This window comes from Litorisediminivivens sp. KMU-197, assembly GCF_056858395.1.
Map to the genome: position 1 here is coordinate 393865 of NZ_JBXEQG010000004.1, position 23227 is coordinate 417091.

Below are 23227 nucleotides of genomic sequence, written 5' to 3' on the forward strand. Positions count from 1 at the left end.
GTCTTGGCCAGCGGACCGCCAGCGCAGCCTGATCGCAGATCGTCCGCGCCGCGGCCCCAGTGACAGGCATCGATGCCGACTGGCAGGAGATCATGGCAAAACGCGGCATCGGATCAGCCCTTTTCCGTATAAAGGCCGATGACGCCGGTCTGGCAGTTGCCGCGCTTCAGCGCGAGGGGCAGCGTATCGTCATCTGGCGCAGTCTTGCCGTCGAACTCTTCAAGCATGCGGCGCAGATCAAGGGGCGGTCGGTCGCAGAAGATCGCGACCAGTTGATCCACACCCACGGGCTCGGTCACGCGAAACTGGATTGGAAAGCCGCCAGCGCCGACGGGATCATCCCGGCTGCGCAGCGGATGCAGATACTGCAGTGCACCGCTGCTGGCGACGTTGAAAAGCGTGATATAGCCCAGATCCGGTCGGGGCGGGGAAAACCGGAAGCTGACGATGTCGCCGATGGTGTTGAGTGTGCCGTTCTGTCCGGACTGGATGCCGATGGGCTTGATGTCGGACTTTTTCGATTTGAGGATGTTCTTCAGCGCCTTCGAGCGGGCGATCATCCGCCAGGCGTCGGCTCCGTCGATGGTGGCGATCCGGTCGCCCGTGTGGTTGAAGGCGTCCCACTTGCCGCCGGGAAGCGCCTCGAATGTCAAATCTGGGGTGGCCGTGACTTCGAACCAGCCGTCGCGCAGCCCGGGAGGGCGGGCACCTTCGAAGAGGACGGCAATGGCATCGGGCGGCGGGGCATTGGCCGGCTCCGGCAGGGCGGCGGGTGCGGGTGCGGGCCGTGCGGGCGGCGGTTCGTTCAACGTCAGCAGCTTGCGGCTGTCACCCCGCGGCAGGATGCGCGGCTGCTGCTGCTGTTTCATGTGCGCGAACACTCGATCCTCGAGGAATTCGGAGATTTCCGCCCGGGTCATGTTGCCGTCCCCGTCGGAGTCGGCGGCACCAGTGATGGCATCCGCGAAAAACCACGACAGCGCACCGTGCGGTTTGCCGTCGAACCGGGTTTCTGTGACCAGCCGATCCTCGCTTGCGGTGGCGAGGATCTGGGTGACATGAGGCAGCGCGTCGCCTTCGTCGTCGCCTTCGGTGGCCACGATCTCGTCGACCAGCGGCTCGATGCCCACGTCCCAGACGCCGCCGTTGCGGGTGATGCCGATGGCGCCGGCGTTGACATTGCGGGTCAGCCCGGCAGAGTGACAGCTGTCCATCACCCAGATCACGTTATAGGCCTCGGCTTCCTTCAGGATCTCGCGAAGCTGGTCGTCCGAAAGCCGCCCCCGGCGTGGGTTCTCCGGATCGAAGTCGTAGAACATGATCGTTTCGTCTTTGTTGTCCGTCACCTCGTCGAAGGGATCGCTCGTCTCACGCTCTTGTCCGCCATGACCCGAGAAGGTGACGATCAGCGTATCCCCCGGCGTGGCCCGGTCGATCATCTCGCGCCAGCCAGCAAGGAAATTTTCCACGGTGGCGCGATCATCCATCAGCAGACGGCTGTCGGGCAGGTCAATGTGCACGCTGCGCATGGCACCGGCGATGCGCAGCGCGTCGTTGAGGGCGCCCTGAAGGTCCGTCAGCGTTCCCTTCTGCGCCACGCCCACAGGTGAAAACGCCTTGTAGTCGTCGATACCGACCACCATGCCAAACTGCGCCGCCCAGGCCGCGGGGGCCGCGGCAAGGGTCAAGGCAAAAGTGAGGGCGCCGGCCCGCAGATCAACGGTGCAGGACAAGTTCCACCCGTCGGGCAATCGCATGGCGTTCCTCGATAGAATACAGGTAGGGGTCCGACAGTTTGGGAGGCACGCGCTCGCCCTTGCCGTCGACGTGAATGTACGTCTCCGCCCCATACCGTGAGAGATAGTAGGTCAAGTACTCGCGCACGGCCTGCGCTCTGCGGAACGACAGATCGAGATTGTAATCGTCTGACCCGCGTTCGTCGGTATGGCCCACAAGGGTGATCTCGCGGACTCCGTTCGAGGCCAGAAAGGCACCGATGAAGTCGACCTCGTGGCGGGCCTTGCCGTCGAGATCGTGCGAATTGCTGGCGAACTTGATCGGCAGGAAGACCGTCGTCGTTGCCTTGGCCACGGCGTCGGCGGTGGCGTAATCCTCCTGTTTGCCGCTTCCATAGAGCTTTTCGTGCACCTCGTGCTTGGGCGGCGCGACATAGACAGGCTCAGGCTTGGGGGTTTCGGCGTAGACCGGCTCTTTCTTTGGCGGCTCAGCATAAACCGGCTCTTTCTTCGGAGGCTCCGCATAGACAGGCTCCTGCTTGGGCTGCTCCGCATAAACCGGGTCGTGCTTCGGCTGCTCCTCGTAGACCGGCTCCTGTTTCGGCTGCTCAGCATAAACCGGCTCTTCCTTCTGAGGCTCCGCGTAAACCGGCTCCTGCTTCGGCGGCTCAGCGTAGACTTCGGGCTCGGGCTTCTTGACCGGAACCGGCTCTTTGTAGGCAGGTGCCTCACTGTAGCTTTCGATGGCGATGCCACGCGTCGCTGCGCGCAGCACGCCGGTGGCCGCGCCACCGCGCGTGACCGTGCTTTCCAGCGTGCCGGCCAGCATCATGTTCTCCTGCGCCAAGCGCGTCAGCCGCTCGGCCGCGGGCACAAGGTTTGGGTTCGACTTGGTCAGCGCCGGATCGGTGATCGTGTCGAGCGCGGCATTGTAGAGTTGTGCCGCCTCGCCGCGGTCTCCGCGCTTGGCGGCGATGTCGCCCCGCACGGCCTGCACGGCCCAATGCAGCCCGGGCGCGCGCGAGACGATCTGTTCGGCACGGTCAAGGTCGCCAGACTGGACAAAGCGCCCGGCCCGGCCGGCGATGACGCCGGACGCCTGACCAACAGCCAGAGTGGCCGTCGCGTTGTTACACACGCCGCCCGAACGCACCGCCTGAAGGGCACCGAGTATCTCGTCCAGCGAACCGGCGGCATAGGTTGCACGCAGGGCCTTCAGCCCGTCAGTGCAGGCGTCGGCCAGGGCCGCGCCAGGCAACCCGGTGCCAACCAAAAGCGCGGCATAGAGGGTTTTGCGGATCATCGACTTGTCCTCCTTATTCGTAGACGTGGAAAGTCACGTGATTGGTGGCAGTCAGTCCTCCGTCCTTCTCGACCTTTTTCGCCGCTTCGATGGCAATCCCTCGGGTCAGCGGCTGGAAATGCGACTTTGCATAATCGAGCGCGCCTTCCGCGGTCATCTTCTCATGACCCAGCCCGCCCACACGGCACACGGCCAGCATGGTCTCTCCCTGGCCCGGTTCGTCAAAGCGGATCTGCAGGCCCGAGCCTTCAAAGGGGATGGTGCGGCGTTCGCCTGCCTCAAGGAAAGCCGGCCCGAGAAGCTGCGGCGGCAGTTCCTCAATGTTCTTGCTTTCCTCGACGTAGAACATCTGCAGTTCGCATTTCTGGTTCGCCTCGATGGTGAATTCCAGAAGGTCGTTGACGTAATATTCGTTCCGGTCGACGTGGATCGCCAGCGTCAGGCGGTCTTTAGACGGGGCCTTCGGCGGCTCGTAGTCCACGTGTTCCGTGACCGCAGGTTCCTCGTAGACGGCTTCCTGCTTCACCACCTTCTCGACCGCCTTGGCGACGTGTTGCTCGTATTCGCCCGGATCCTCGTAGACCTCGGGTTCGTGAGCCACCTCGGCGTAGGTATCCGCAGGCCGGTAGGGACGCATGTGCGAGATACGCTCGAGAATGTCGGCATAGTAGGTCTCGACCTCGGAGCGCTGAATCCGCCCGCCCGCGTCCAACCGCGACAACCAGTCGCCGACCACCACAGTGAGAGTCGGATCGCCCATGCGGCGGGAATTCTCACGGAATTCGTCCTCGTCCATATAGAAGTTGCGCGCCAGCTCGCGGAGGCCCAGCGAATGGAAGTGCATGTCGGCCAGATAGGTGACGATCTCGCTGCCCTGTTCATTGGGGGCCCGCAGGCTCATCGGCTTGCCGCTCAAAGCGGTCTCGGTTGCGTTGAGCTGCTGCAGGGCCGACAGGAAGGCGTCGGAGTCCTTCTTGTAATAGCTGTCCAGCGTCTCGTTATCGACATACATCTCAAGCAGCATCTCAAGCTCGTGACGCGAGAACCGGCTCGACGCGCTGATTGCATCTCGCACCTCGTCGGCCTTCTCGATCATGCCGTTCGCGTGACAGTCGAAGCAGGACCGGGCGTTGACCACCTCGACTCCCTTGCCGATCGGCTTTTCGCGGAATGACACGATCGACGCCGGGCCGACCAGCAGGCGTTCGCCCAGGTTGGTCGAGAGATAGTAGCCCTGCAGCCCATTGGGGAGCGAGAAGATCATCTCGCCGCCGTCGTGCTCGAAAGATGCCGTGCCCGTCGCGGTCCGGCTCAGCTCTTTCGGGCCGTCGGGGTGCAGTTCCAGCGACTGTTCGCCGTGGCTGCCCGCGAAATCGTAGGATTTCCAGTAGTAGCCGCCGCGCGGCAGGTCGAAGCGTTCCAGCATCCGGTTGTGATCCGACACGCCCGACGATCCCGGCAGCATCCCGGCCCGGATCAACCGCACATCGAGGATCTCGCGGTCGACGTCGATGCCGATGCGGTGCTCGATGTCACGGATGTCGGCGGTCAGATCGAGCAGGATGTCGTAATAGGGCGATTGGGTTGCGAACCGCGCGACCCAATCGGCCCGCATGACCGGCACGAAAGTGCCGGTGGCGTCGGCGACGGTCTTCAGGATCGGGTCATGCTCGGGATCGATCGCATAGGGATAGACCGCGGCCAGGTTGCGCCAGGCCTCTTCGGTGAACTCGGCATTTGACACCTCTTGCGTGTAGACGCCGGTGGACAGCGACAGCCAGTCGTCCTCGGTCCAGTTGTAATCCCGCAGGTCGATGCGGACCACCGCGCCCTCGGTATGCGGCACGGGGTGCACCGGCACCACGCGCGGACCGTTGGACATCGAGTTGATCAGCTTGTTGAAACCCGCATGCAGGTAATGCATCGGGTTGCGCAGCGCGCCCTTGTCCGAGCAGTCCATTTCGGCCAGCGGGGTCTCGGAGAAGGTGAAGTAGCGGATATAGCGGCGGTCGCGCTTCTCGACCTCGTTGATGTCGCGGGTAATGGCGAGCAGGCGCTCTTCACGGTCGAAACCTGCAAACAGCGGCGCCGGAACCTCTTCGCGCGGCTCGGCGGCCACCGGGGCCGCCGTAGGCGTCGAGGTCTCGGTCGCAGCGGGTGCTGCCGCGGCAGCGGTCTCGGTCGCCGCCGGCTTGCCCTCTTCGCCCAGCGCGACGATCCAGCGGCCCAGCACGTCTAGCTCTTCCTTGCTCATCTTCTTGCCCTTGGGCATCCGCCCGTTCACCACCGATTCATAGAGCGGCGAGGCGTCGGGATCGCCGGGGATCAGCACCTTGGCTTCGAATTTCATGTCGTGGATGTCGCCGGTCGGAAACGGGCCATAGTAGGTCGAGCCCGGCGCGTGACAGGCACGGCAGTACGTTTCGATCAGCTGATCGGCCTCGGCCACCAGTTCCGGATCGATGGCGTTGGTCTTGCCCGTCGCAGGCGCCGGTGCGGGGGCTGCGGCTTCTGCCTTGACCGGCTGTGGCGTCACCGGCATCACCGGTTCCTTCGCCTCGCAATAGGCCTCGACCCGCTTGACCAGACGGTCGGCGCCGGTGTGATCTGGGATCACGGGTTCGTCGGTCTCTTCGACCGCCTCGGGCGGCGGTGTGATGTCGGGCAAGGTCACCGGATCGGTGGCCGCCAACTCCACGGTGGCAGACCCCTCACCCGAGGATGCGGTGGACGGTGCCGGGCTGGCGCCGCCGGGCAGGCTGGCGACATCGACGTTCTTGCCGGACAGGTAGGCATAGATCGCGGCGCGGTCCTCGATCGACAGATGCGCGGTCTGGCGCGCAATGCGGCGCATCGACGGCGCAGTCATCGGGCTGCCATTCAGCTTCTTGGCTTCGGCCAGCGCACCGATAATGAAATTCTCGGGCGGAAACTTCGACAGCCGGTCCTTGGTGATGTTTGGGGCATGTTCGCCGAGCAGGCCGAATTCGCCCTCGTAGGGCCGGGTTTCGTCCAGATCGTACTTGAGGCCCAGCCCGGTGTCGCGGGGCGTGTGGCATTCGGCGCAGTGGCCCACCGCTTCAACGAGGTACTGACCCCGTGCCATCTGCGGATCGGACATCGGCTGGATCGGGCCCCGGGGCGAGGAATAGCGGTCGAGGATCAACTCGCTGAGGTACGAGATGTTGTGTTCACGGCTCTTGGCGTCGGACACTTCGAGCGTCGCCATATAGGCCTTCAGGTCCAGCGCGTCCTCGGGCTTCATCCGGCTGTAGGACGGATAGGGGAAGACCGCGCCGAAGTACTTGTCGCCCTCGGGCGAGGTTCCGCGCAGGACGGCGTTGAGGAAGATGTGGTTGCTCCACTCGCCGATGCCGGCCGATTTGTGGTGCGTGATGTTGGGGGCATAAAGCTCGCCGAAATTGGTCGACATCTCCTGCCCGCCGGCAAGGATGGTGTCGTCGCCGTCCACAGCGTGGCAGGTGGCGCATCCGGCAGCGAAATACATGGTCCGCCCGTTGTCGAGGTCTGGCTGGTAATCGGCATAGGCGCCCGGGGCGAAAAGCTCGGCGTCCTGGGCTGCGGCGGCAGAGGCAAATACCGCAAGGACGAGGGTCAAATGGTGTCTCATGGTGATAGTCCTTTCAACGGAATTCGAATTCTTCAAAATGGACGGAAGCCGGGTATTTCCCGATGCTTCTCAGTCCCGATAAAATTGCCGCCCGCATAGGTGCGGGTCCGCAGAACCAGAAACCGGCTTTGTCGAGGTCGAACGGCGCCTTGTCGGCCAACACCTTGGCTGTGAGACGGCCATCGGTCTTGCTGACATGCAGATCGAGTTCGAACCCCTCACATCGTTGCTCAGCAGCACGGAGTCGGTCAAGGCCGACGGCCTCTTCCGGCTTGTTCACACAATACACGAGTTTGATGTTTTTGCTCTCATTCGCGGTCAGACTGTCGGCAAAGGCCAGAAACGGCGTGATTCCGATGCCTCCGGCAACCCAGAGCTGCTCGCTTTTGCCTTTCTCGTAGTTAAACCGGCCATACCCGCCCTCGACCGTCATCTTGTCGCCGACCTGGACAAGGTCTCGCAGTCGGCGCGTATAGTCTCCCAGACCGCGGATCGAGAATTGAACCTCTCCGTTCGGCCCGGTCCCGGAGATGGTGAAGGGGTGCGGCTCGCGCAGGCCCCTGCGCTTGATCGAAATGACAGCGAAGGCCCCGGGCTTCGGGCGGATGCCGCGGCCACGCGGCTTGGCATCGATGATCGTTGCGGCCGGGTGCTTCTCGACATGGGTGATGTCGTAAGGACGGCGGCGATTGAAGGCCAGGACCTGGGTGTAGATGAAGCTGACGATGCCAACCGCAGCCATTATCATGAGGTACTGCGAGGCCAGCGCATTCATGTTGAACGGCACCTTGACGAAGAACTGGTGGAAGGTCAGCGCAATGAATAGCAGCCCGAGAACCCGGTGCGACCACCGCCAGATTCCATAGGGGATCAGATCTCGGTTCAGAAAGGGCAGCTTGCGGACGATCGCCTGCGGTGCGCGCTTGATGAAAGAGATCAGCAGCAGCACTACGAGGATCGGAAAGACTACCTTGGCCACCTCGACCGAGATGCGCGCCAGACCCTGCGCCACGATCTGGCCCTGCAGGTCCATCCCGACGCCTTCGTGAAACAACACCAGCGCGAGGATCGAGACACCGGTGTACTTGTGCACCTGATAGAGCCGGTCAAGCCCGCCGGCTAGGCCCTCGATCACCGGCGGCCGGGTGGCAAGGAACAGGTTGATCGCCATCAGCGAATAGGCGCTTGCCCCGGCGCAGAGCGCGGCCACGCTTTGCAGGCTGGCGTTGCCGGCGGCAATCACGATCAACCCGCTCGGGACGGCAAATCCGAAAAGAAAGACGATGGCGTAAAACATGCGGGGCAAAGCCTCCGATAAGCAGTCGGCAAAAAATTGCCTGCCTATCGTCGGTTAGGGCACCCGGCAAAGTCAACGAGTCTTTCCTGAACGTAAGGCAAACCCTACCCTCGGACCGCGCTGCGCCCCCGCGCCAGTCAGGTATTCCCGCCCCTGAACACCGACACCAGCGAGGTGCCCGCGAAGATCAGCGCCGCGGTGCAGACGATGGTAGGCCCGGTCGGAGAATCAAGCGCCAGCGCCAGCTGCACGCCTCCCAACACAGCGCCGGCGCCCACCAGCGCGGCGATCGCGGCCATGCGTTCGGGCGTGGGCGACAATGGGCGGGCCGCCGCCGCGGGGATGATCAGCATCGCCGCGATCAACAGCACCCCCACCACCTTGATGGCCACCGCAACCACCAGTGCCAGCGCCAAGGTCAAGACGATCTGCTCGCGCCGCGGGTCGATGCCCGCAGCCCAGGCCAGTTCCTCGCTCAAGGTGGCGGTCAGCAACGCCTGCCAGCGCCAGAGCATCAAGCCCACCACCAGCGCCGCACCTCCCCAGATAATTCCTAGATCTCCCCGACTGACCGCGAGGATATCGCCGAACAGATAGGCCATCAGGTCAATCCGCACGCCCTCGATCAGGGACACCGCCACCAGCCCGAAGGCTAGCGCCGAATGCGCCGCCACCCCCAGCATGGTATCGACCGCGAAACCGCGTCCGCTGAGCGCCGAGACCGCCGAGGCCATCACTAGCGCCACCACCAGCGCCCCTAGCAGCGGCGAAGCCGAAAACGCCAGCGCCAGCGCCACGCCGAGGATCGACGCATGCGCCGTGGCATCACCGAAATAGGCCATCCTCCGCCAGACCACGAAACACCCCAGAGGCGCCGCCGCCAGCGCCACACCAAGGCCCGCCAGCACGGCACGGACCAGAAAATCGTCAAGTAGGCTCATTCCGCGGCCTCGTGGTCATGATCGCAGTGTTCGTCGTGCGCGTGATCGTGTTCGTGCCGGTACAGCGCCAGAGCGCCCTGCGTTCCGGTGCCGAACAGTGCGCGGTATTCGGGGGCCGAGGCCACGACCTCGGGACGACCCTCACAGCAGACATGGCCGTTGAGACAAACCACCCGGTCGCTCGCGCTCATCACCACGTGCAACTCGTGGCTGACCATGACCACTGCGCAGCCGATCTCGGCGCGCACCTCCTCGATCCGGCGGTAGAAGGCGGCCGAACCGCGCTGGTCGAGCCCCTGCGTGGCTTCGTCGAGCAGCAAAAGGTGCGGATCGTTTAGAATGGCGCGCGCCAACAACACCCGTTGCAGCTGGCCACCGGACAGGCCCGCCATCTGCCGCTTGGCAAGGTCCGGCACCCCGGCCCGCTCCAGCGCGGTGCGGCGCGCGGCCCGGCCGGCCCCATGCGGCAGGCCCAGAAACCGCGACACGCTCATCGGCAGAGTCGGGTCGATGTGCAGCTTTTGCGGCACATAGCCGATGCGCAGCCCGCTTGCGCGTGTGATGCGGCCGGAACCGGGCTTCAGCGCGCCGATCATCGCCCGCAGCAGCGTCGACTTGCCGGAACCGTTGGGGCCGACGACGGTGACGATCTCGCCCTTGTCGACTGCGAAATCCACACCGCTTAGCGCGGGATGGGCGCCATGGCGGATGCTGACTCCCTGCAATGCGATGAGGCTCATACCGGCGCGGCCTCGCGGCAGGCGGGACACAGGCCCTCGGCTTCGATCACCGCACGTTCCACGTCGAACCCGGCCTCGGCGCCCAGCTCACGCAGCAGCGCCATCGCCGGACGCGCACGGGTTTCGGCCACCGCGTCGCAGGCCCGGCAGATCAGGAAGGCAGGGGTATGATCGGCACCGGGATGGGCGCAGCCGACGAAGGCGTTGAGCCGCTCGATCTTGTGCGCGAACCCGTTGGCGGTCAGGAACTCCAGCGCCCGATAGGCCACCGGCGGCTGCGCGCCAAAGCCCTCCTGCCCGAGGATCTCAAGCAGGTCGTAGGCCCGCATTGCCCGATGCTCGGTCAACAGGATCTCGAGCGCGCGCCGCCGCACCGGCGTCAGGTTCAGCCCCTGCGCCCTGCAATGTGCTGCCGCAGCCTCGATGCCGCCGGAGATGCAGTTTGTGTGATCGTGCTGTTCGAAACCAACCGCTCGCATGGGACCTCCATACCGTAATCTCGGGGTTGTTACGTTATAATATGACATGTATCAAGCCGGCAATCGTTATAAGGTAACATCCAGCATGACACGTATTTTCGCTCTCCTGACGACCTGTGTCGCCGTGCCCGCTTGGGCTGACGTTCCTAAGGTCGCCACTGACATCGCTCCGATCCATGGCTTGGTGGCCCGGGTGATGGAGGGCGTCGGGACACCCGATCTGATTGTTCCATCCACCGCCTCGCCGCATGATTTCGCCTTGCGTCCTTCGCAGGCCAGAGACCTGCAGGAAGCGGACCTCGTCGTCTGGATGGGGCCGGCCCTGACACCGTGGTTGCAGCGGACGCTGGAATCGTTGTCGGACGCAACTGCGCTGGAGCTGACCGACGTGTCCGGTACGCTGCTGCTCCAATGGCGCGGCGGTGATGTCGGTGCGGATCATGGCGATCACGAAGATGCAGACGGCCACGATGCGGATCACGATGACCACGACGGACATGGCCATGCCGCCGAGGGCATTGATCCCCACGCCTGGCTCGCCCCCGACAACGCCGTGCTCTGGACCGAGACCATCGCCGAGACCCTGGCCCACCTCGACCCCGAGAATGCCGAGGTCTACCTTCGCAATGCCGAAACTGCTGCCAGCGAGATCGTCGCTGCCGCCGACTCCGCCTCAGTCCGTCTCGCGCCGCACCTCGACACGCCCTACGTGGCCTTCCATGACGCCTATCAGTATTTCGAGAAGAGCTTTGGCCTGTACGTCGCCGCGACCATCGCCGAAAGCGATGCCGCCGCGCCGGGCCCCGGACGCGTGCGGGACCTGCAGGATCGCATCACGGCAGAAGGTGTCGTGTGCCTGTTCGCCGAGCCGCAGTTCCAGAGCGGGCTGACCGAGACCTTGGCCGAGGCGACGGGGGCGCGTGTCGGCGTGCTGGACCCACTCGGAAGTGGCTTGGAGCCCGGGCCGGGATTCTACCCGGCGCTGATCGGCGCAATGTCCGAGACGATGGCGGAATGTTTCGAGGGATGAGGCCGGCGCGCCCGGTCGGCGCGGGCTTCGCAAAGGTCGTCCCGGACCTGATCCGGGACCTCCTGCCAAACCACGAGGTGAGGCCCCGGAGCAGGTCCGGGGCTACGGTCCGTTTCAGTCGCGCAGCACCTTGGCGAACTGGTTGAAAAGCGCTTCATTGGCGCATAGCAGCGAGCCGTCTTCCAGCGGATCACCATCCGGCGCGATGGATTCGACCAGCGCGCCGGCTTCCTTCGCGATCAGCAGGCCAGCGGCCACGTCCCAGATGTTCACGCCGCGCTCCCAGTAGCCGTCGAAACGGCCGGCACCCACATAGGCGAGGTCCAGCGCTGCGGCTCCGTAGCGACGCACGCCGGCGCAGACCGGCATCAGACGGGCCAGGTCCGTCAGCGTCTCGGGCAGGCCCCGGCGCGCGCCGAAGGGCACCCCGGTGGCAAACAGCGCCGCGTCCATCTTGCGCCGGTCCGAAACCCGCACGCGGGTGTCGTTCATCCAGGCACCGCCGCCCTTCTCGGCCACGAACATCTCGTCCTTGGCGGGGTCGAACACCACCGCCGAAACGATCTGGCCCTTATGCTCCAGCGCGATCGACACCGCCCAGTGTGGCAGCCCGTGCATGAAGTTCGAGGTGCCGTCCAATGGATCGACGATCCAGCGCCGGGTCGGGTCCTTGCCCGGCTCCTCACCGCTTTCCTCGCCCAGCCAGCCATAGGTGGGACGCGCTTCCATCAGGTCGTCGCGGATGATCTTCTCGGCGGCGATGTCGGCCTTTGTGACGAAATCCCCCGCGGATTTCGACGCGCTCTGCAGGTTCTCGACCTCGCGGAAATCCTTGACCAGCGACCGGCCCGCGCGGCGCGCGGTCTTCATCATGATATTGAGGTTGGCGCTGCCTTGCATATCGGGCTCCTTCGGGGTGCGCAGCCTGTGCCGCACACATCAAACATCAGGCCGCGCGTATACGCGGACGGGTGGCGGATGCCAAGTCCGGATCGGCCTTCGCGATTACCTGTAGACCGCACCCTTGATGCCTTCGATGTGATAGATGCGCGGCTGATGCGATCGCTGCATCGGGTGCGACGGCGCGTTGTAATATGGGACGGTGGTGTTCGGTCTGCCGCAGCAGATCTCTCCGTTCGCCAAAACCGGCTGAAGTCCGGCCGGACAGTGGTTCGCCGCCGCAGGATAGGGATGGACCAGCGTCTCGCCCGCCTTGGTGGCGCCGTCGCCCCTGTAGATGTCGCCCCAGGCCATCGCCTGTGTTGCGCCCAGCGCGATAAATCCCGCGAACCAAAATGCCGTTTTTATAATCATCCTGTCCCCCGTGCCCGGTTGCGATGTCACTAGCAAGTCAAGGCTATCGGGATCGGGGGCCAAGTCAACGATCGCCTGCGCAAGCGCCTGAAACATCCGGGCTTTCCCGAGACGCCTTTAATGGATCGTGTCGTTCGGTCCCTGCGACGCCGAATTGTCGCTGAACTCGTCGTCCTCTTCCATCGGCACGGCGTATGAGCCGGTCAGCCATTTCGCGAGGTCGACGTCAGCGCAGCGTTTCGAGCAGAACGGCCGGCATTTCTCGTCCGAAGGTTTGCGGCAGATCGGGCAGCTCATGTTGCCTCCGTCAGAGGTGCCCGCACCCGGGCGCGCTGCAACTCGTAATGCCCGAGGTTGGTCCAGCCGACCAGCGCGGTCTCGACCATGTCGGCCTTGAGTGCGCGGCGCAGCTCGGTCTCCACCGGACGGCGGTCCTTCTTGGCCATCGGCGCGGCGTCGATCACGATCTGCCCGCCAAGGCCGCGCAGCCGTAACTGCCGCGGCAAATCGCGCATTGCCGCCATGTTGGCCTTCAAACCGGCCGCGGGCGAGGTATCGCCGCCGGTGTTCACATCCACGGCCACGAGAGCGCGGGTGGGTTCGATATACATATGCCCGCCACCCTTCAGCGGAACTTGCTGCGACAGGAGGTCCTCGATCTGGTCGAGTACGCCAAGACGCTCGAATCCGCCGGCTTCCGTCTCCACGTCCGCCGGTTCCACCCATTCGCGCCAGGCCATCACATGAGGCCCGTCGCCTTCGGTCAGCTTCTCGGGGCCGCCCTCGGCATCGGCCAGCACATCGCGGGCCAACCCAATCATGGCAAGGATGTCCTCGGCGATCTCTTCCGGGTCGGCCACGGCGCAAGACGAGCGCAGGATCAGCCCCATGTCGCGGTCGGGCATTGCCTCGTGCGCAATCTCCAGCAGCGCATCGCGCAGGTCCTCGTCGCGGATCTGGCGCGAGACATTTAGCCCCGGCGCCCCCGGCGTGACGATGGCATAACGGCTTTTGAACAGCAGCTTCTGCGTGACCGGCACCGCCTTGCCGGGCTCTGCCGACCCCGTCACCTGCACCAGCAGGGGCTGACCGGGCTTCAGTCCCTTGACCTGCCGCAGGAATACCGGCCCGTCCGGGGTGGTCAGGAACATGCCGCCCTGCCCTTTCATCGGCCGGTCGGCGCGGGCGCGATAAATCGCACCGGGCCGCGCGCCCTCACCGTCGATCAGCAGGTCCTCTAACCGGCCGTCGACCAGCAGGGCCGCCGCTTCCCGGCCGCCGTAATTGTCCAGAACAATCTGCCGTCCCTTCATGCCGCCTCCTGGTAGAGCGGATAACCCGCCGCCTGCAACAGGCCCGCAGTTTCCGCAAGCGGAAGGCCCATAATCGCGGGATAGGAGCCCGAGATCCACGGGATGAAAGCGCCGGCCATCCCCTGAATGCCGTAGCCGCCGGCCTTGCCCCGCCAGTCACCGCTCGCGAGATAGGCGTTCAATTCCAGATCGCTGAGCCGTTTCATCTTGACCGCACTCACCACGTCACGCTCCCAAGACCCGGCCTCGGTGCGCACGGCGACAGCGGTAATCACTTGGTGCCGTCGACCGGCCAGTTTCGTCAGGAACTCCGCCGCTTCACCGGCATCCCTGGGCTTGCCCATGATGCGCCGCCCCAACGCGACCGTGGTATCGGCACAGAGAACAACTTCGCCCGCGCCGACGGTCAGCGCCTCGGCTTTCTGCCGTGCGATGCGCATGCAATAGACGCGCGGCAGTTCGCCCTTCACGGGCGTCTCGTCTATGTCCGGCGCGCGGATCTCGCCCGGCACCACGCCCAAAAGCCCCAGCAGCTCACGCCGTCTGGGGCTTCCCGATCCCAGGATGAACTTCACCGGAACCCCGGTTACTTGAAACGATAGTTGATCCGACCCTTGGTCAGATCATAGGGGGTCATCTCGACCTGCACCTTGTCGCCAGCCAGAACACGGATGCGGTTCTTGCGCATCTTGCCTGCCGTATGTGCGATGATCTCATGGCCGTTTTCCAGCTCGACCCGAAATGTCGCATTAGGCAGGAGTTCCTTCACGACACCGGGAAATTCGAGCATCTCTTCCTTGGCCATGGTCTCTCCTTGGTTAAACATCCCGGCACATGGGGCCAGGCGTCGACTAAATGAGCGCTTGTCGCCTGATTTTCAAGGGGCAATAGCGCGCAGGTCACGCTTTTTGATCGTCAGATCGCGTGTCTCCTGCTCGGCCCAGTGGACACGGTTGGCCACGACGCCCTCCTGACGCACCCGCGCCACCGCGTCAACCGCGATCTCGGCATAGGTCCAGCCGGGTACGTTGAGCCGGCCTTCGGCCAACACGCCGGTCGACGGAAACCCAATGTCCGGCGGCCCGAAGATGCCGCCTGCGCCGGTGTTGGTGTCGACCGCCTCGGACCATGGGCAGGCGCCGACGGTAGAGGACATCACCGCAAGGCACTGGTTTTCCAGCGCCCGCGCCATCGTGCCGATGCGGACACGCCAATACCCGGCCAGCGCTTCGGTGCAGGACGGCACCAGCAGGATATCGGCCTCGGCAAGAGCCCGCCCCAACAGGGGAAACTCGCAATCATAGCAGATCAGGATTCCGATCCGGCCCAGATCGGTGTCGAACAGGCACAGCGGATCCCCCGGCACCACACCCCAGGGCGCGCGCTCGTACCGGGTCATGATCTGTTTGTCCTGCAGGCCCACGGCGCCCGAGGGCGTGAACAGCCGTGCCCGGTTCACCGGCCTGTCGCGCCCGTCGAACACCGGCCCCGAAGCGGCGCAGATGTGAACGCCATGCTCTGCCGCCAGCCGGGCGTGCAAGTGGTCGGCAGCCGCGACCCTCTCCGATACAGCGCGAGACGCCCGCTCAAGGTCGCCCGCCACCTCGGCCCCGGCCAGGGTCGCCAGTTCCATCGCAGCGTATTCGGGAAACAGCAGCATGTCCGCGCCCTGCCCGGCCGCCTCGGCCACCCAGCCGGCGATTTTGTCCTCGTATTGCGCCCAGCTTTCCAGAAAATCCATCGGGTACGCGGCGGCCGCCAACTTCACCATGTCCAATCCTTCTTCTGTTCAAGAACGCGTAGGAGGCTCCGGAAGCAAAGCCGCCTACCTGCACTACACATCAATGTCCACCGTCACTGGGTAATGGTCCGACGCTGCCACCAGCGCCTCGCGTAATTCAGGTGTCTGCCAGCAGGCGGGATCGTTGAACGGATGCCAGATTCGCCACTTCGGCCTACGCGCGCGCAGGTCCGGCGACACGAAGATGTAATCCAGCAGCGCCTCCAGATAGCGTTCCTGCCCCTGGATGTAAAACCGGGCAGACGTCGGCTGTGCGCCCAGGCGTTGCTGCAGCGCGATATTGGCATTCGGGTCATAGAGCCTCGGACCGTCGGTGTCGTCACCGCGAATAATCTCGACGGAGGACTGGCCGAAAAGCTCTTCGTAGTCGTCCAGCCCCGGACCGTCGTTGAGGTCGCCCATGACCATCAGGCTGTCGCCCGCCAACAGGTGATCCTCGATGCGCCGCCGCAACCACATTGCCTGCGCTAGCTGCTTGCGGCGGTTGGCGATCGACAGGCGCATGATCTGGTCATGGCTCTTGGCCCCGTGCGGCGCCTTGGATTTCAGATGCGCTCCGATCAGGCGCAGGAAAGTGCCGCTTGCCGTCTGCACCTCAAGTTCCAGTGGTGGTTTGGAGAATTGCACACGGTCACGGCGCGCGTCGAAATCGAGGTCGATTTCGAGTGCGCCGTCGAAACGCGGAGCACGCGGACTGTCGCCCGGAGCGTGGCGGACCTGAACGACCTGTGGGTCATAGAGCAGCGCGATTTCCTGCTGGGTAGTGTTTTCGAAGCCCATGATGGCGCGATTGGTGCGCAACTCGAAAGCCTCGGCAAAGGTCTCGAGCGCGCGGACCCCGTCGCGGCCCGAATGCGAATCCGGAGCCTCGACCACCATGACAGCATCGGCGTTTAGCGCGGTGAACACGATGCCCAGCGCCTCGGTCTGCTGCAGCCGCGTGATTTTGTGGCGTGCCGACCACGCGCTATCGGACCACAGCTGCCCGGCATCGTCGAACAGCGCGTCAAACCACTCCACATTGTAGGTCGCGATCCGCATGATGCCCCCGGTCCTGCCCCGAACCGGACTATCACCCCACGAAGCAGACCATGCAACCGCCCGGACCGGCACAGAGTTATCGCGTGTAAAAATCGCCGCAGACGCAATTTTCGTCTAATTTCGGGCCGACTGGCGGGATCATTCGCCGTTTTGCCGCGCAGACCGGGGCCACAACGCACAACAACCCTCAGGTTGTGTGTCTATGGTGCGCCATGCCCCCGGGAGGAAGGGGGCGAAAAAATGGGAGAGTGACATGTCCTCAACAATCGTCGTCGGGTATGACGGCAGCGATAGCTCGAGACGGGCGGTCGACTTCGCGGTGAAGACCGCTCAGGCACAGGGAAACGCGGTGGTCGTGGCCCATGTGCTGGAATGGTCGCCCTATTCGTTCCTGACCCCGGAAGAGATCGAAGAGCGCCACCAGCGCCGCGTCGAAGAGCTGCGGCGGGCCGAGACCGCGCTGATCGCGCCGCTTCTCAAGTCGCTGTCGGACAGCGGCGTCGAGGTGCGCACGGTCATGAAATACGGCCATATCGCCGAGACGCTGCTCAAGATCGCCAGGGCCGAGACGGCATCGCACCTCGTGATCGGGCGCACCGGCCATTCAGGACTGGAAACGCGGCTGTTCGGATCGGTCGCCGGATCGCTGGCCCAGGCCGCGCCGGCGCCGGTCACCATTGTACCATAACAGATTTACAGGGATCCCCATGACATCATTCGCAAAAGCCTCAGCGCTCGCGGGTGCGGGCACGCTGATTTCAGCCGCCCCCGCAATGGCCCAGTCGATTGACGAACAGGTCAATCAGATCTTCGCAAATTCCACCGGCTGGTTCGTCAGCTTCATCTTCAGCCCCTTTCCCGGGACCGATTTCCCGTGGATCGTGATGTGGTTGGTGGTCGCCGCCACCGTCTTCTCCCTCTACTTCGGCTTCGTGCAGTTCCGCACCTTCGGCCATGCCATCCGGCTGGTCAAAGGCGACTACTCCGATCCCGACGACGCCGGTGAGGTCAGCCACTTCCAGGCGCTTGCCACGGCGCTGTCGGGCACCGTCGGCCTCGGCAATATCGCCGGTGTCGCCGTCGCCGTCGGCATTGGCGGGCCGGGCGCCACTTTCTGGATGATCCTCGCCGGTCTTCTGGGCATGGCGTCGAAGTTCACAGAATGTACGCTGGGTGTGAAATACCGCAACGAGTTCGCCGACGGCCACGTGTCGGGCGGACCGATGTACTACATGACCAAGGGCTTCGCCGAGCGCGGCCTGCCGGGCGGCAAGATCCTCGCTGTCATGTTCTCGATCTTCTGCATCCTCGGCGCGCTGGGCGGCGGTAACATGTTCCAGGCCAACCAGGCCCATGCCCAGCTGACCAATGTAGTGGGCGACTATCCCGGCTGGATCACCGGGCTGATCTTCGCTGCCATCGTCTTTGCGGTGATCGTCGGCGGGATCAAGTCCATCGCCCGCGTGACCGAGAAGGTCGTGCCTTTCATGGGCGTGCTCTACGTGGTGACGGCGATCGTGATCCTGCTGATGAACTTCGATCAGATCGGATGGGCTTTCGGCCAGATCTTCCAGGGCGCCTTCACCGGCCTCGGCGTCGCCGGTGGCATGGTCGGCGCGCTGATCCAGGGCTTCAAGCGGGCGGCGTTTTCGAACGAGGCCGGCGTCGGCTCGGCGGCGATCGCCCACTCGGCGGTGCGCACCAAGGAGCCGATCACCGAAGGCTTCGTGTCGCTGCTCGAACCCTTCATCGACACCGTGGTGATCTGCACCATGACCGCGCTGGTGATCATCATCACCGGGCAGCTGATGGTCGATCCCCAGACCGGGCTCTACATGGTAAACGAAGGCGGCACGATCCAGACCGTGGGTGACAATTCGGGTGTGGCCCTGACCTCGGCGGCCTTCTCGTCCTCCTTCGGCTGGTTCCAGTACGTCCTCGCACTGGCAGTAGTGCTCTTTGCCTTCTCTACGATGATCTCGTGGTCGTATTACGGGCTGAAGGCCTGGACCTACCTGTTCGGCGAGGGTGAGACCAAGGAACTAATGTTCAAGGTGATCTTCTGCGTCTTCGTGGTGATCGGCGCGGCGGCCAGCCTCGGCCCGGTGATCGACTTTTCGGATGCGGCGATCTTTGCCATGGCGGTGGTCAACATCTTCGCGCTCTACTTCCTGATGCCGATCGTAAAGCGTGAGTTGGACAGCTACCTGTCGCGGCTGAAGTCGGGTGAGATCCGCAAGTACACCTGATCAAGCTACCATTGCGAAACAGGGCCGGGCGTGTGATGCGCCCGGCCTTTTTCGTACGCTGACAACGATTGAAAACCGGTCGCGCCGGGACCGGAGCGGCGTGCAAAAGGCGCGCTACTCGATCTGGTAAGGCAGCACGCCGCGATGGTCCGGCTCAACGTGCAACCGCTGCTCCAGCGGCGGAATCGAGCGTTGGTGGCAATTGGTCCGCTCGCAGATGCGGCAGGATATTCCGATAGGCTCGAAGGCCGCGTCGCGCCCGACATCCAGACCGTCCGCGTAAATCAGCTGCCCGGCGTGTTCGACCTCGCAACCCAGTGACATCGCGTAGCGCCGCACCGGCGCCCCGTAGCGCCCGCCACTTTTCGAGATGTCGCGCGCGATCGAGATGTAACGCACCCCGTCCGGCGTTTCGGCAAGCTGTCGCAGAAAGCGCCCCGGCGTCTCGAAGGCGCGATGCACGTTCCACAGCGGACATGCCCCACCGTAGCGGGCGAATTGCAGCCGCGTGGATGAGTGGCGCTTGGTGATCGTGCCGGCCTGATCGACACGAACGAAGTAGAACGGAACGCCCTTGGCGCCCGGCCTTTGCAGGGTCGAAAGCCGATGCGCCACCTGCTCGATGGAGGCGCCGAACCGAGCGGCAAGGCGCTCCAGGTCGTGCCGCGTGTCCTGCGCTGCCTGCAGGAAAGGCGTATAGGGCATCAACGCCGCTCCCGCGAAATAATTCGCCAGCCCCAGCAGCGCGATCTCGCGCGCGGTATCGGACTGGAACCGCGCAAGGTCGAGCGTTGCGTTCAGCAACTTGTCCTGCTGCAGGAAGGCCAGTTGCAGGAGCAACTGGAAATTGCGCGTCTGTGGCGTGGTACGGTCCGACAGGGTCAGCGTGCCGGTCGACCGGTCGAAGTTCCGCAGCTGGTCCGTATCGGCAAGGCGCAGGGTGATCCCCTGCACGTTCAGCCAGGCTTCGGCGGCGGCGGGCACGTCGGAACGCTTGGCCGAGGCCGCGAAGTTCTCTGCCGCACGGTCCACCGCATCGATGTAGTTGTCGCAATAGTGGAAGAAGTCCCGCACCTCCTCCCACGGGCTCAACTGCAATCCCCCGCCCTCGTGGCCCAGCGCCGCGTCCAGCGAGGCCAGCCTTTCGTGGGTCTGTCGGTAGGCCCGGTGCAATTCAAGGAAGGCACGCGCCAGCGCCGGCGCGTTCGAGGCGGTGAGCCGTAGATCGGCCAACGGCGGTGCTCCGGGTTCATCCTGGTTGAACACCGGATCGGCCAACGCCTCGCGCATGTCCGACACCAGCCGCTCGGCATCGCCGGAATTGAGTTCGGTCACGTCGAAGCCGAATTCCTGCGCCAGCGCCAGCACCACGGTGGTCGAGACCGGGCGGTTGTTGTTCTCCATCTGGTTCAGGTAGGGCAGCGACACGCCCAGCTTGGCGGCGAAGTCCTTCTGGGTCAGGCCAAGCCGCGTGCGCGTCTCGCGCAACTTGGCTCCGGCATAAAGTTTCTGAATGGCCATTTGGGTCGCTTTGCTGATTTGCTTTCCAAGAAGGTTAGCTTTGCAAACACGCGGGAGGCAAGCCGCATGTGAGACGAGGTACCAATGGCGCCCGCATGGCAGACCCCGCCTGTTCGACGGGTCAGCCCGGTCCCTGACGTGGCCCTACTTCCGCCAGTGGAACGGCACGATGACGAGCGCCCCGATTGACGAGGCAATCGCGTTCAGCCCCGGCGAGCCGAAGCCGATCCCGAACATGATCCGCACGAAATAGGCCAGGAACGCCCCGCCGATGCAGATGATGATGCTTTGCAGATAGCCATTGTGGGTAAACCCCGATTTCTCGGACACGTAGCCCACGATCCCCGCGATCACCACGGTGCCGATCAGAACCGGAAACATCAGCCGTCCCCCAATATCGTGCCCGCAGGCAGGTCCATACCGCGCAGGAAGGTCTCCGCATCCTGCGCCCCCTTGCCCGCGCGCTGCAAGGTCTCCAGCCGCACCGCGCCGTCACCGCAGGCCACGGTGAACGCATCGTCCAGCACAAGGCCGGGGGTGCCTTGCCCTTTGGCCACCGAGGACATCAGGCACTTGATCCGCGTCCCGTCAGCCATGGTCCAAGCACCGGGAAAGGGTGACAGGCCGCGGATCTGCCGGTCGACCTCTACCGCCGGGCGCGTCCAGTCGATGGCTGCCTCGGCCTTGTCGATCTTGCTGGCATAGGTCACGCCCTCCTCGGGCTGCGGCGCGGGCGTCAGCGCAGGCAGCCGCGCCAGGGCCTCCACGATAAGCCGTGCCCCCATCGCCGACAGCCGGTCATGCAGCACCGCCGTAGTATCGCGCGCGGTGATCGCGGTAGCCTCGCGCAACATCACCGGCCCGGTGTCCAGTCCCGCCTCCATCTGCATGATGCAGACGCCGGTTTCCCGGTCGCCCGCCATGATCGCGCGGTGTATCGGCGCCGCCCCGCGCCAACGCGGCAATAGCGATGCGTGAATGTTCAGGCAGCCATGTTTCGGCGCGTCCAGCACCGTCTGCGGCAGGATCAAGCCATAGGCCACCACAACGGCGACATCCGCCTGCAGGGCCGCGAAGTCTGCCTGTGCTTCGTCCCCTTTCACCGACACCGGGTGGCGCACCTCGAGCCCCAGTTCCAGCGCGCGGGCATGCACCGGAGTCGGGCGATCCTTCTTGCCACGGCCGGCGGGCCGCGGCGGCTGGCAGTACACGCCGGCGATGTCGTGGCCGGCCTCCACCAGCGCGTCCAGCACCGGCACCGAGAACTCAGGAGTGCCCATGAAGACCACCCTCATGGCGTCTTCCGCGCCCGGCGCAGCAACATGTCGCGCTTTACCTTGCTCAACCGGTCGAAATACATCCGTCCGTTCAGATGGTCGATCTGGTGCTGCACGCTGGTCGCCCAAAGGCTGACAAGGTCACGGTCTTCCATCTCGCCCCGCTCGTTCAGGAACCTGACCGTCACCGCGCGGGGCCGCTTGATCTTGGCGGACACGCCGGGCAGGTTCGGACTGGCCTCTTCATGCTCGCGAAACTGTACCGAGGCATGCAGAATTGCAGGGTTGGCCATGCGGATGACCTTTCCGCGCTCTTCGGAGGCATCGACGACCGCCAGCTGCACCATCTCGCCCAGTTGCGGGGCGGCAAGACCGACGCCGGGCATCGCTTCCATGACCTCGATCATCTCGTCCCAGAGCCGTCGGGTGTCGTCGGTGATTGCCTCGACCGGCGCGGCAGCCATGCGCAGGCGCTTGTCGGGCCAGGGGATCACCTTGCGGGTCATGCGGGCGAGACCTCTGCGTACCGGGCATGAAGCGCGGCTGCGGCATCGCGCTCCAGCCGGTCGAAGATCACCTTGCCGTCAAGGTGATCCAACTCGTGCTGCGCGCATTTCGCGTCGGCCCCGATCAGATGGCGTTCCTGTGCGGCGCCGGTCTCGTCGGTGAAGCGCAGGGTGACCGCAGACGGTCGCATGACCTCGGCCGCGACGCCGGGGATCGACAGGCAGGCCTCGTCACCGCCCACCCGGTCCGCGCTGGCCGAGACCACCACAGGATTGATGCAGGCTACCGGCGTCGGCGTGCCCTCTTTCCAGCCGGTGTCCATCACGAACACCCGTAGCGGGACGCCCACCTGCGGTGCTGCAAGCCCGCGCCCGGGGGCGTCATACATGGTGTCGAACATATCGGCGATCAGCGCCGAGACATCCTCGTCCACTGGCGCGCAGACCGTCCGCAGCACCGGGTCGGGCCAGAGCCGGATTGGCCGCAGGCTCATATGGCGCGCGCCCGTTCGCGCTTCAGCTTCTGCATCTTGCGGGTGATCATCTGGCGCTTGAGCGGCTTGAGGTAGTCGATGAAGAGCTTGCCGTTTAGGTGGTCGATTTCGTGCTGAACGCAGGTCGCCCAGAGCCCGTCCATGTCCCGTTCCTGCAGCTTGCCGTCACGGTCGAGCCAGCGCACGGTGACCTCGGCGGGCCGGGTCACTTCGGCATATTGGTCGGGGATCGACAGGCAGCCTTCCTCGTAAGTGTTCTCCTCGTCCGAGCTGGCCACAATCTCGGGGTTGAACATCACCACCGGTTTCGGCGCGGCGCCCTCTTCCTTTTCGCAATCCAGCACGATCAGCCTTTCCATCACACCGACCTGCGGCGCGGCCAGGCCGATACCGGGCGCGGCGTACATGGTTTCCAGCATGTCGTCGGCCAGCTTGCGCAAATCGTCCGACAGGTCGGGCACGGGTGCGCAGAGCTTCTTGAGCCGTGGATCGGGGTGGATGAGGATGGGCAGCTTCATGGGGGTGATCTAAGCCAGCTTCGGTACAAGCGCAAG

The 23227-nt window shown here is 64.6% G+C and carries 24 protein-coding genes; 3 read left to right on the top strand and 21 right to left on the bottom strand.

Features of this window, described 5'->3' with window-relative positions; genetic code table 11:
- Positions 1-113 precede the first annotated feature (113 nt).
- The 7 genes from AC04PT_RS11995 to AC04PT_RS12025 all read right to left on the bottom strand — a co-directional run bounded on the left by AC04PT_RS11995 (position 114) and on the right by AC04PT_RS12025 (position 10127).
- On the bottom strand, positions 114-1733 hold the full coding sequence (locus AC04PT_RS11995) for a caspase family protein (RefSeq protein ID WP_482873920.1): 1620 nt from the start codon (positions 1731-1733) through the stop codon (positions 114-116).
- Complete coding sequence (locus AC04PT_RS12000; RefSeq protein WP_482873921.1) at positions 1717-3039, bottom strand: OmpA family protein; 1323 nt, start codon at positions 3037-3039, stop codon at positions 1717-1719. The genes AC04PT_RS11995 and AC04PT_RS12000 overlap by 17 nt, the downstream gene beginning before the upstream one ends.
- A gap of 13 nt (positions 3040-3052) precedes the next feature.
- A complete protein-coding gene (locus tag AC04PT_RS12005) occupies positions 3053-6670 on the bottom strand; it encodes a c-type cytochrome (protein WP_482873922.1) in 3618 nt (1205 codons plus the stop codon).
- A 13-nt stretch (positions 6671-6683) separates the two neighbouring features.
- Positions 6684-7967, bottom strand: a complete 1284-nt coding sequence (locus AC04PT_RS12010) for a ferredoxin reductase family protein (RefSeq protein WP_482873923.1) — start codon at positions 7965-7967, stop codon at positions 6684-6686.
- Positions 7968-8104: 137 nt separating this feature from the next.
- Positions 8105-8908: a metal ABC transporter permease gene (locus AC04PT_RS12015; protein ID WP_482873924.1), complete on the bottom strand. Its 804-nt coding sequence runs from the start codon at positions 8906-8908 to the stop codon at positions 8105-8107.
- Positions 8905-9648: a metal ABC transporter ATP-binding protein gene (locus AC04PT_RS12020; protein WP_482873925.1), complete on the bottom strand. Its 744-nt coding sequence runs from the start codon at positions 9646-9648 to the stop codon at positions 8905-8907. The genes AC04PT_RS12015 and AC04PT_RS12020 overlap by 4 nt, the downstream gene beginning before the upstream one ends.
- A complete protein-coding gene (locus AC04PT_RS12025) occupies positions 9645-10127 on the bottom strand; it encodes a transcriptional repressor (RefSeq protein WP_482873926.1) in 483 nt (160 codons plus the stop codon). Before AC04PT_RS12025 ends, AC04PT_RS12020 begins: the two co-directional genes overlap by 4 nt.
- A gap of 85 nt (positions 10128-10212) precedes the next feature.
- Between AC04PT_RS12025 and AC04PT_RS12030 the strand changes: the two genes are divergently transcribed.
- Positions 10213-11157 (top strand): zinc ABC transporter substrate-binding protein, encoded by a 945-nt coding sequence (locus AC04PT_RS12030; RefSeq protein WP_482873927.1) that lies wholly within the window; start codon positions 10213-10215, stop codon positions 11155-11157.
- 114 nt (positions 11158-11271) lie between these two features.
- On the opposite strand, the gene AC04PT_RS12035 is transcribed toward AC04PT_RS12030, so the two are convergent.
- The 8 genes from AC04PT_RS12035 to AC04PT_RS12070 form a co-directional block, all read right to left on the bottom strand.
- A complete protein-coding gene (locus tag AC04PT_RS12035; protein WP_482873928.1) occupies positions 11272-12057 on the bottom strand; it encodes an inositol monophosphatase family protein in 786 nt (261 codons plus the stop codon).
- A 105-nt stretch (positions 12058-12162) separates the two neighbouring features.
- Entirely contained in the window at positions 12163-12567 is a 405-nt protein-coding gene (locus AC04PT_RS12040; protein WP_482873929.1) for a hypothetical protein, read from the bottom strand.
- 21 nt (positions 12568-12588) lie between these two features.
- Positions 12589-12768: a DNA gyrase inhibitor YacG gene (locus AC04PT_RS12045; protein ID WP_482873930.1), complete on the bottom strand. Its 180-nt coding sequence runs from the start codon at positions 12766-12768 to the stop codon at positions 12589-12591.
- The gene (locus AC04PT_RS12050) at positions 12765-13784 is read right to left on the bottom strand and encodes a ribonuclease E/G (protein ID WP_482873931.1); all 1020 of its coding nucleotides are present in this window, start codon (positions 13782-13784) and stop codon (positions 12765-12767) included. The genes AC04PT_RS12045 and AC04PT_RS12050 overlap by 4 nt, the downstream gene beginning before the upstream one ends.
- A complete protein-coding gene (locus AC04PT_RS12055; protein WP_482873932.1) occupies positions 13781-14359 on the bottom strand; it encodes a Maf family protein in 579 nt (192 codons plus the stop codon). The genes AC04PT_RS12050 and AC04PT_RS12055 overlap by 4 nt, the downstream gene beginning before the upstream one ends.
- Positions 14360-14370: 11 nt before the next feature.
- On the bottom strand, positions 14371-14589 hold the full coding sequence (gene infA / locus AC04PT_RS12060; protein ID WP_011455993.1) for a translation initiation factor IF-1: 219 nt from the start codon (positions 14587-14589) through the stop codon (positions 14371-14373).
- Between the two features lie 72 nt (positions 14590-14661).
- The gene (locus AC04PT_RS12065) at positions 14662-15552 is read right to left on the bottom strand and encodes a carbon-nitrogen hydrolase family protein (protein ID WP_482873985.1); all 891 of its coding nucleotides are present in this window, start codon (positions 15550-15552) and stop codon (positions 14662-14664) included.
- 66 nt (positions 15553-15618) lie between these two features.
- Positions 15619-16626, bottom strand: a complete 1008-nt coding sequence (locus tag AC04PT_RS12070; protein ID WP_482873933.1) for an endonuclease/exonuclease/phosphatase family protein — start codon at positions 16624-16626, stop codon at positions 15619-15621.
- 253 nt (positions 16627-16879) lie between these two features.
- Here AC04PT_RS12070 and AC04PT_RS12075 point away from each other — a divergent pair, with 253 nt between their 5' ends.
- Both AC04PT_RS12075 and AC04PT_RS12080 read left to right on the top strand, forming a co-directional pair.
- Positions 16880-17314 (top strand): universal stress protein, encoded by a 435-nt coding sequence (locus AC04PT_RS12075; RefSeq protein ID WP_482873934.1) that lies wholly within the window; start codon positions 16880-16882, stop codon positions 17312-17314.
- A 19-nt stretch (positions 17315-17333) separates the two neighbouring features.
- Positions 17334-18875 carry an alanine/glycine:cation symporter family protein gene (locus tag AC04PT_RS12080; RefSeq protein ID WP_482873935.1) on the top strand — a complete coding sequence of 514 codons (1542 nt, stop codon included), beginning with the start codon at positions 17334-17336 and terminating at the stop codon, positions 18873-18875.
- Between the two features lie 114 nt (positions 18876-18989).
- Here AC04PT_RS12080 and AC04PT_RS12085 read toward each other — a convergent pair whose 3' ends face one another.
- The 6 genes from AC04PT_RS12085 to def (AC04PT_RS12110) all read right to left on the bottom strand — a co-directional run bounded on the left by AC04PT_RS12085 (position 18990) and on the right by def (AC04PT_RS12110) (position 23191).
- On the bottom strand, positions 18990-20396 hold the full coding sequence (locus AC04PT_RS12085) for a helix-turn-helix domain-containing protein (protein ID WP_482873936.1): 1407 nt from the start codon (positions 20394-20396) through the stop codon (positions 18990-18992).
- 144 nt (positions 20397-20540) lie between these two features.
- On the bottom strand, positions 20541-20777 hold the full coding sequence (locus AC04PT_RS12090) for a hypothetical protein (RefSeq protein WP_482873937.1): 237 nt from the start codon (positions 20775-20777) through the stop codon (positions 20541-20543).
- Entirely contained in the window at positions 20777-21691 is a 915-nt protein-coding gene (gene fmt, locus AC04PT_RS12095) for a methionyl-tRNA formyltransferase (RefSeq protein WP_482873938.1), read from the bottom strand. The genes AC04PT_RS12090 and fmt overlap by 1 nt, the downstream gene beginning before the upstream one ends.
- Complete coding sequence (gene def / locus AC04PT_RS12100; RefSeq protein ID WP_482873939.1) at positions 21688-22179, bottom strand: peptide deformylase; 492 nt, start codon at positions 22177-22179, stop codon at positions 21688-21690. Before def (AC04PT_RS12100) ends, fmt begins: the two co-directional genes overlap by 4 nt.
- The gene (gene def / locus AC04PT_RS12105; protein ID WP_482873940.1) at positions 22176-22673 is read right to left on the bottom strand and encodes a peptide deformylase; all 498 of its coding nucleotides are present in this window, start codon (positions 22671-22673) and stop codon (positions 22176-22178) included. Before def (AC04PT_RS12105) ends, def (AC04PT_RS12100) begins: the two co-directional genes overlap by 4 nt.
- Complete coding sequence (gene def, locus AC04PT_RS12110; RefSeq protein ID WP_482873941.1) at positions 22670-23191, bottom strand: peptide deformylase; 522 nt, start codon at positions 23189-23191, stop codon at positions 22670-22672. Before def (AC04PT_RS12110) ends, def (AC04PT_RS12105) begins: the two co-directional genes overlap by 4 nt.
- Positions 23192-23227: the final 36 nt, after the last annotated feature.

Coding starts and splice junctions, on each gene's coding strand:
- AC04PT_RS12000 (WP_482873921.1), bottom strand. CDS start 3,039: ATGATCCGCAAAACCCTCTATGCCGCGCTTTTGGTTGGCACCGGGTTG.
- AC04PT_RS12005 (WP_482873922.1), bottom strand. CDS start 6,670: ATGAGACACCATTTGACCCTCGTCCTTGCGGTATTTGCCTCTGCCGCC.
- AC04PT_RS12010 (WP_482873923.1), bottom strand. CDS start 7,967: ATGTTTTACGCCATCGTCTTTCTTTTCGGATTTGCCGTCCCGAGCGGG.
- AC04PT_RS12015 (WP_482873924.1), bottom strand. CDS start 8,908: ATGAGCCTACTTGACGATTTTCTGGTCCGTGCCGTGCTGGCGGGCCTT.
- AC04PT_RS12020 (WP_482873925.1), bottom strand. CDS start 9,648: ATGAGCCTCATCGCATTGCAGGGAGTCAGCATCCGCCATGGCGCCCAT.
- AC04PT_RS12025 (WP_482873926.1), bottom strand. CDS start 10,127: ATGCGAGCGGTTGGTTTCGAACAGCACGATCACACAAACTGCATCTCC.
- AC04PT_RS12030 (WP_482873927.1), top strand. CDS start 10,213: ATGACACGTATTTTCGCTCTCCTGACGACCTGTGTCGCCGTGCCCGCT.
- AC04PT_RS12035 (WP_482873928.1), bottom strand. CDS start 12,057: ATGCAAGGCAGCGCCAACCTCAATATCATGATGAAGACCGCGCGCCGC.
- AC04PT_RS12040 (WP_482873929.1), bottom strand. CDS start 12,567: ATGTTTCAGGCGCTTGCGCAGGCGATCGTTGACTTGGCCCCCGATCCC.
- AC04PT_RS12045 (WP_482873930.1), bottom strand. CDS start 12,768: ATGAGCTGCCCGATCTGCCGCAAACCTTCGGACGAGAAATGCCGGCCG.
- AC04PT_RS12050 (WP_482873931.1), bottom strand. CDS start 13,784: ATGAAGGGACGGCAGATTGTTCTGGACAATTACGGCGGCCGGGAAGCG.
- infA (WP_011455993.1), bottom strand. CDS start 14,589: ATGGCCAAGGAAGAGATGCTCGAATTTCCCGGTGTCGTGAAGGAACTC.
- AC04PT_RS12070 (WP_482873933.1), bottom strand. CDS start 16,626: ATGCGGATCGCGACCTACAATGTGGAGTGGTTTGACGCGCTGTTCGAC.
- AC04PT_RS12075 (WP_482873934.1), top strand. CDS start 16,880: ATGTCCTCAACAATCGTCGTCGGGTATGACGGCAGCGATAGCTCGAGA.
- AC04PT_RS12080 (WP_482873935.1), top strand. CDS start 17,334: ATGACATCATTCGCAAAAGCCTCAGCGCTCGCGGGTGCGGGCACGCTG.
- AC04PT_RS12085 (WP_482873936.1), bottom strand. CDS start 20,396: ATGGCCATTCAGAAACTTTATGCCGGAGCCAAGTTGCGCGAGACGCGC.
- AC04PT_RS12090 (WP_482873937.1), bottom strand. CDS start 20,777: ATGTTTCCGGTTCTGATCGGCACCGTGGTGATCGCGGGGATCGTGGGC.
- fmt (WP_482873938.1), bottom strand. CDS start 21,691: ATGAGGGTGGTCTTCATGGGCACTCCTGAGTTCTCGGTGCCGGTGCTG.
- def (WP_482873939.1), bottom strand. CDS start 22,179: ATGACCCGCAAGGTGATCCCCTGGCCCGACAAGCGCCTGCGCATGGCT.
- def (WP_482873940.1), bottom strand. CDS start 22,673: ATGAGCCTGCGGCCAATCCGGCTCTGGCCCGACCCGGTGCTGCGGACG.
- def (WP_482873941.1), bottom strand. CDS start 23,191: ATGAAGCTGCCCATCCTCATCCACCCCGATCCACGGCTCAAGAAGCTC.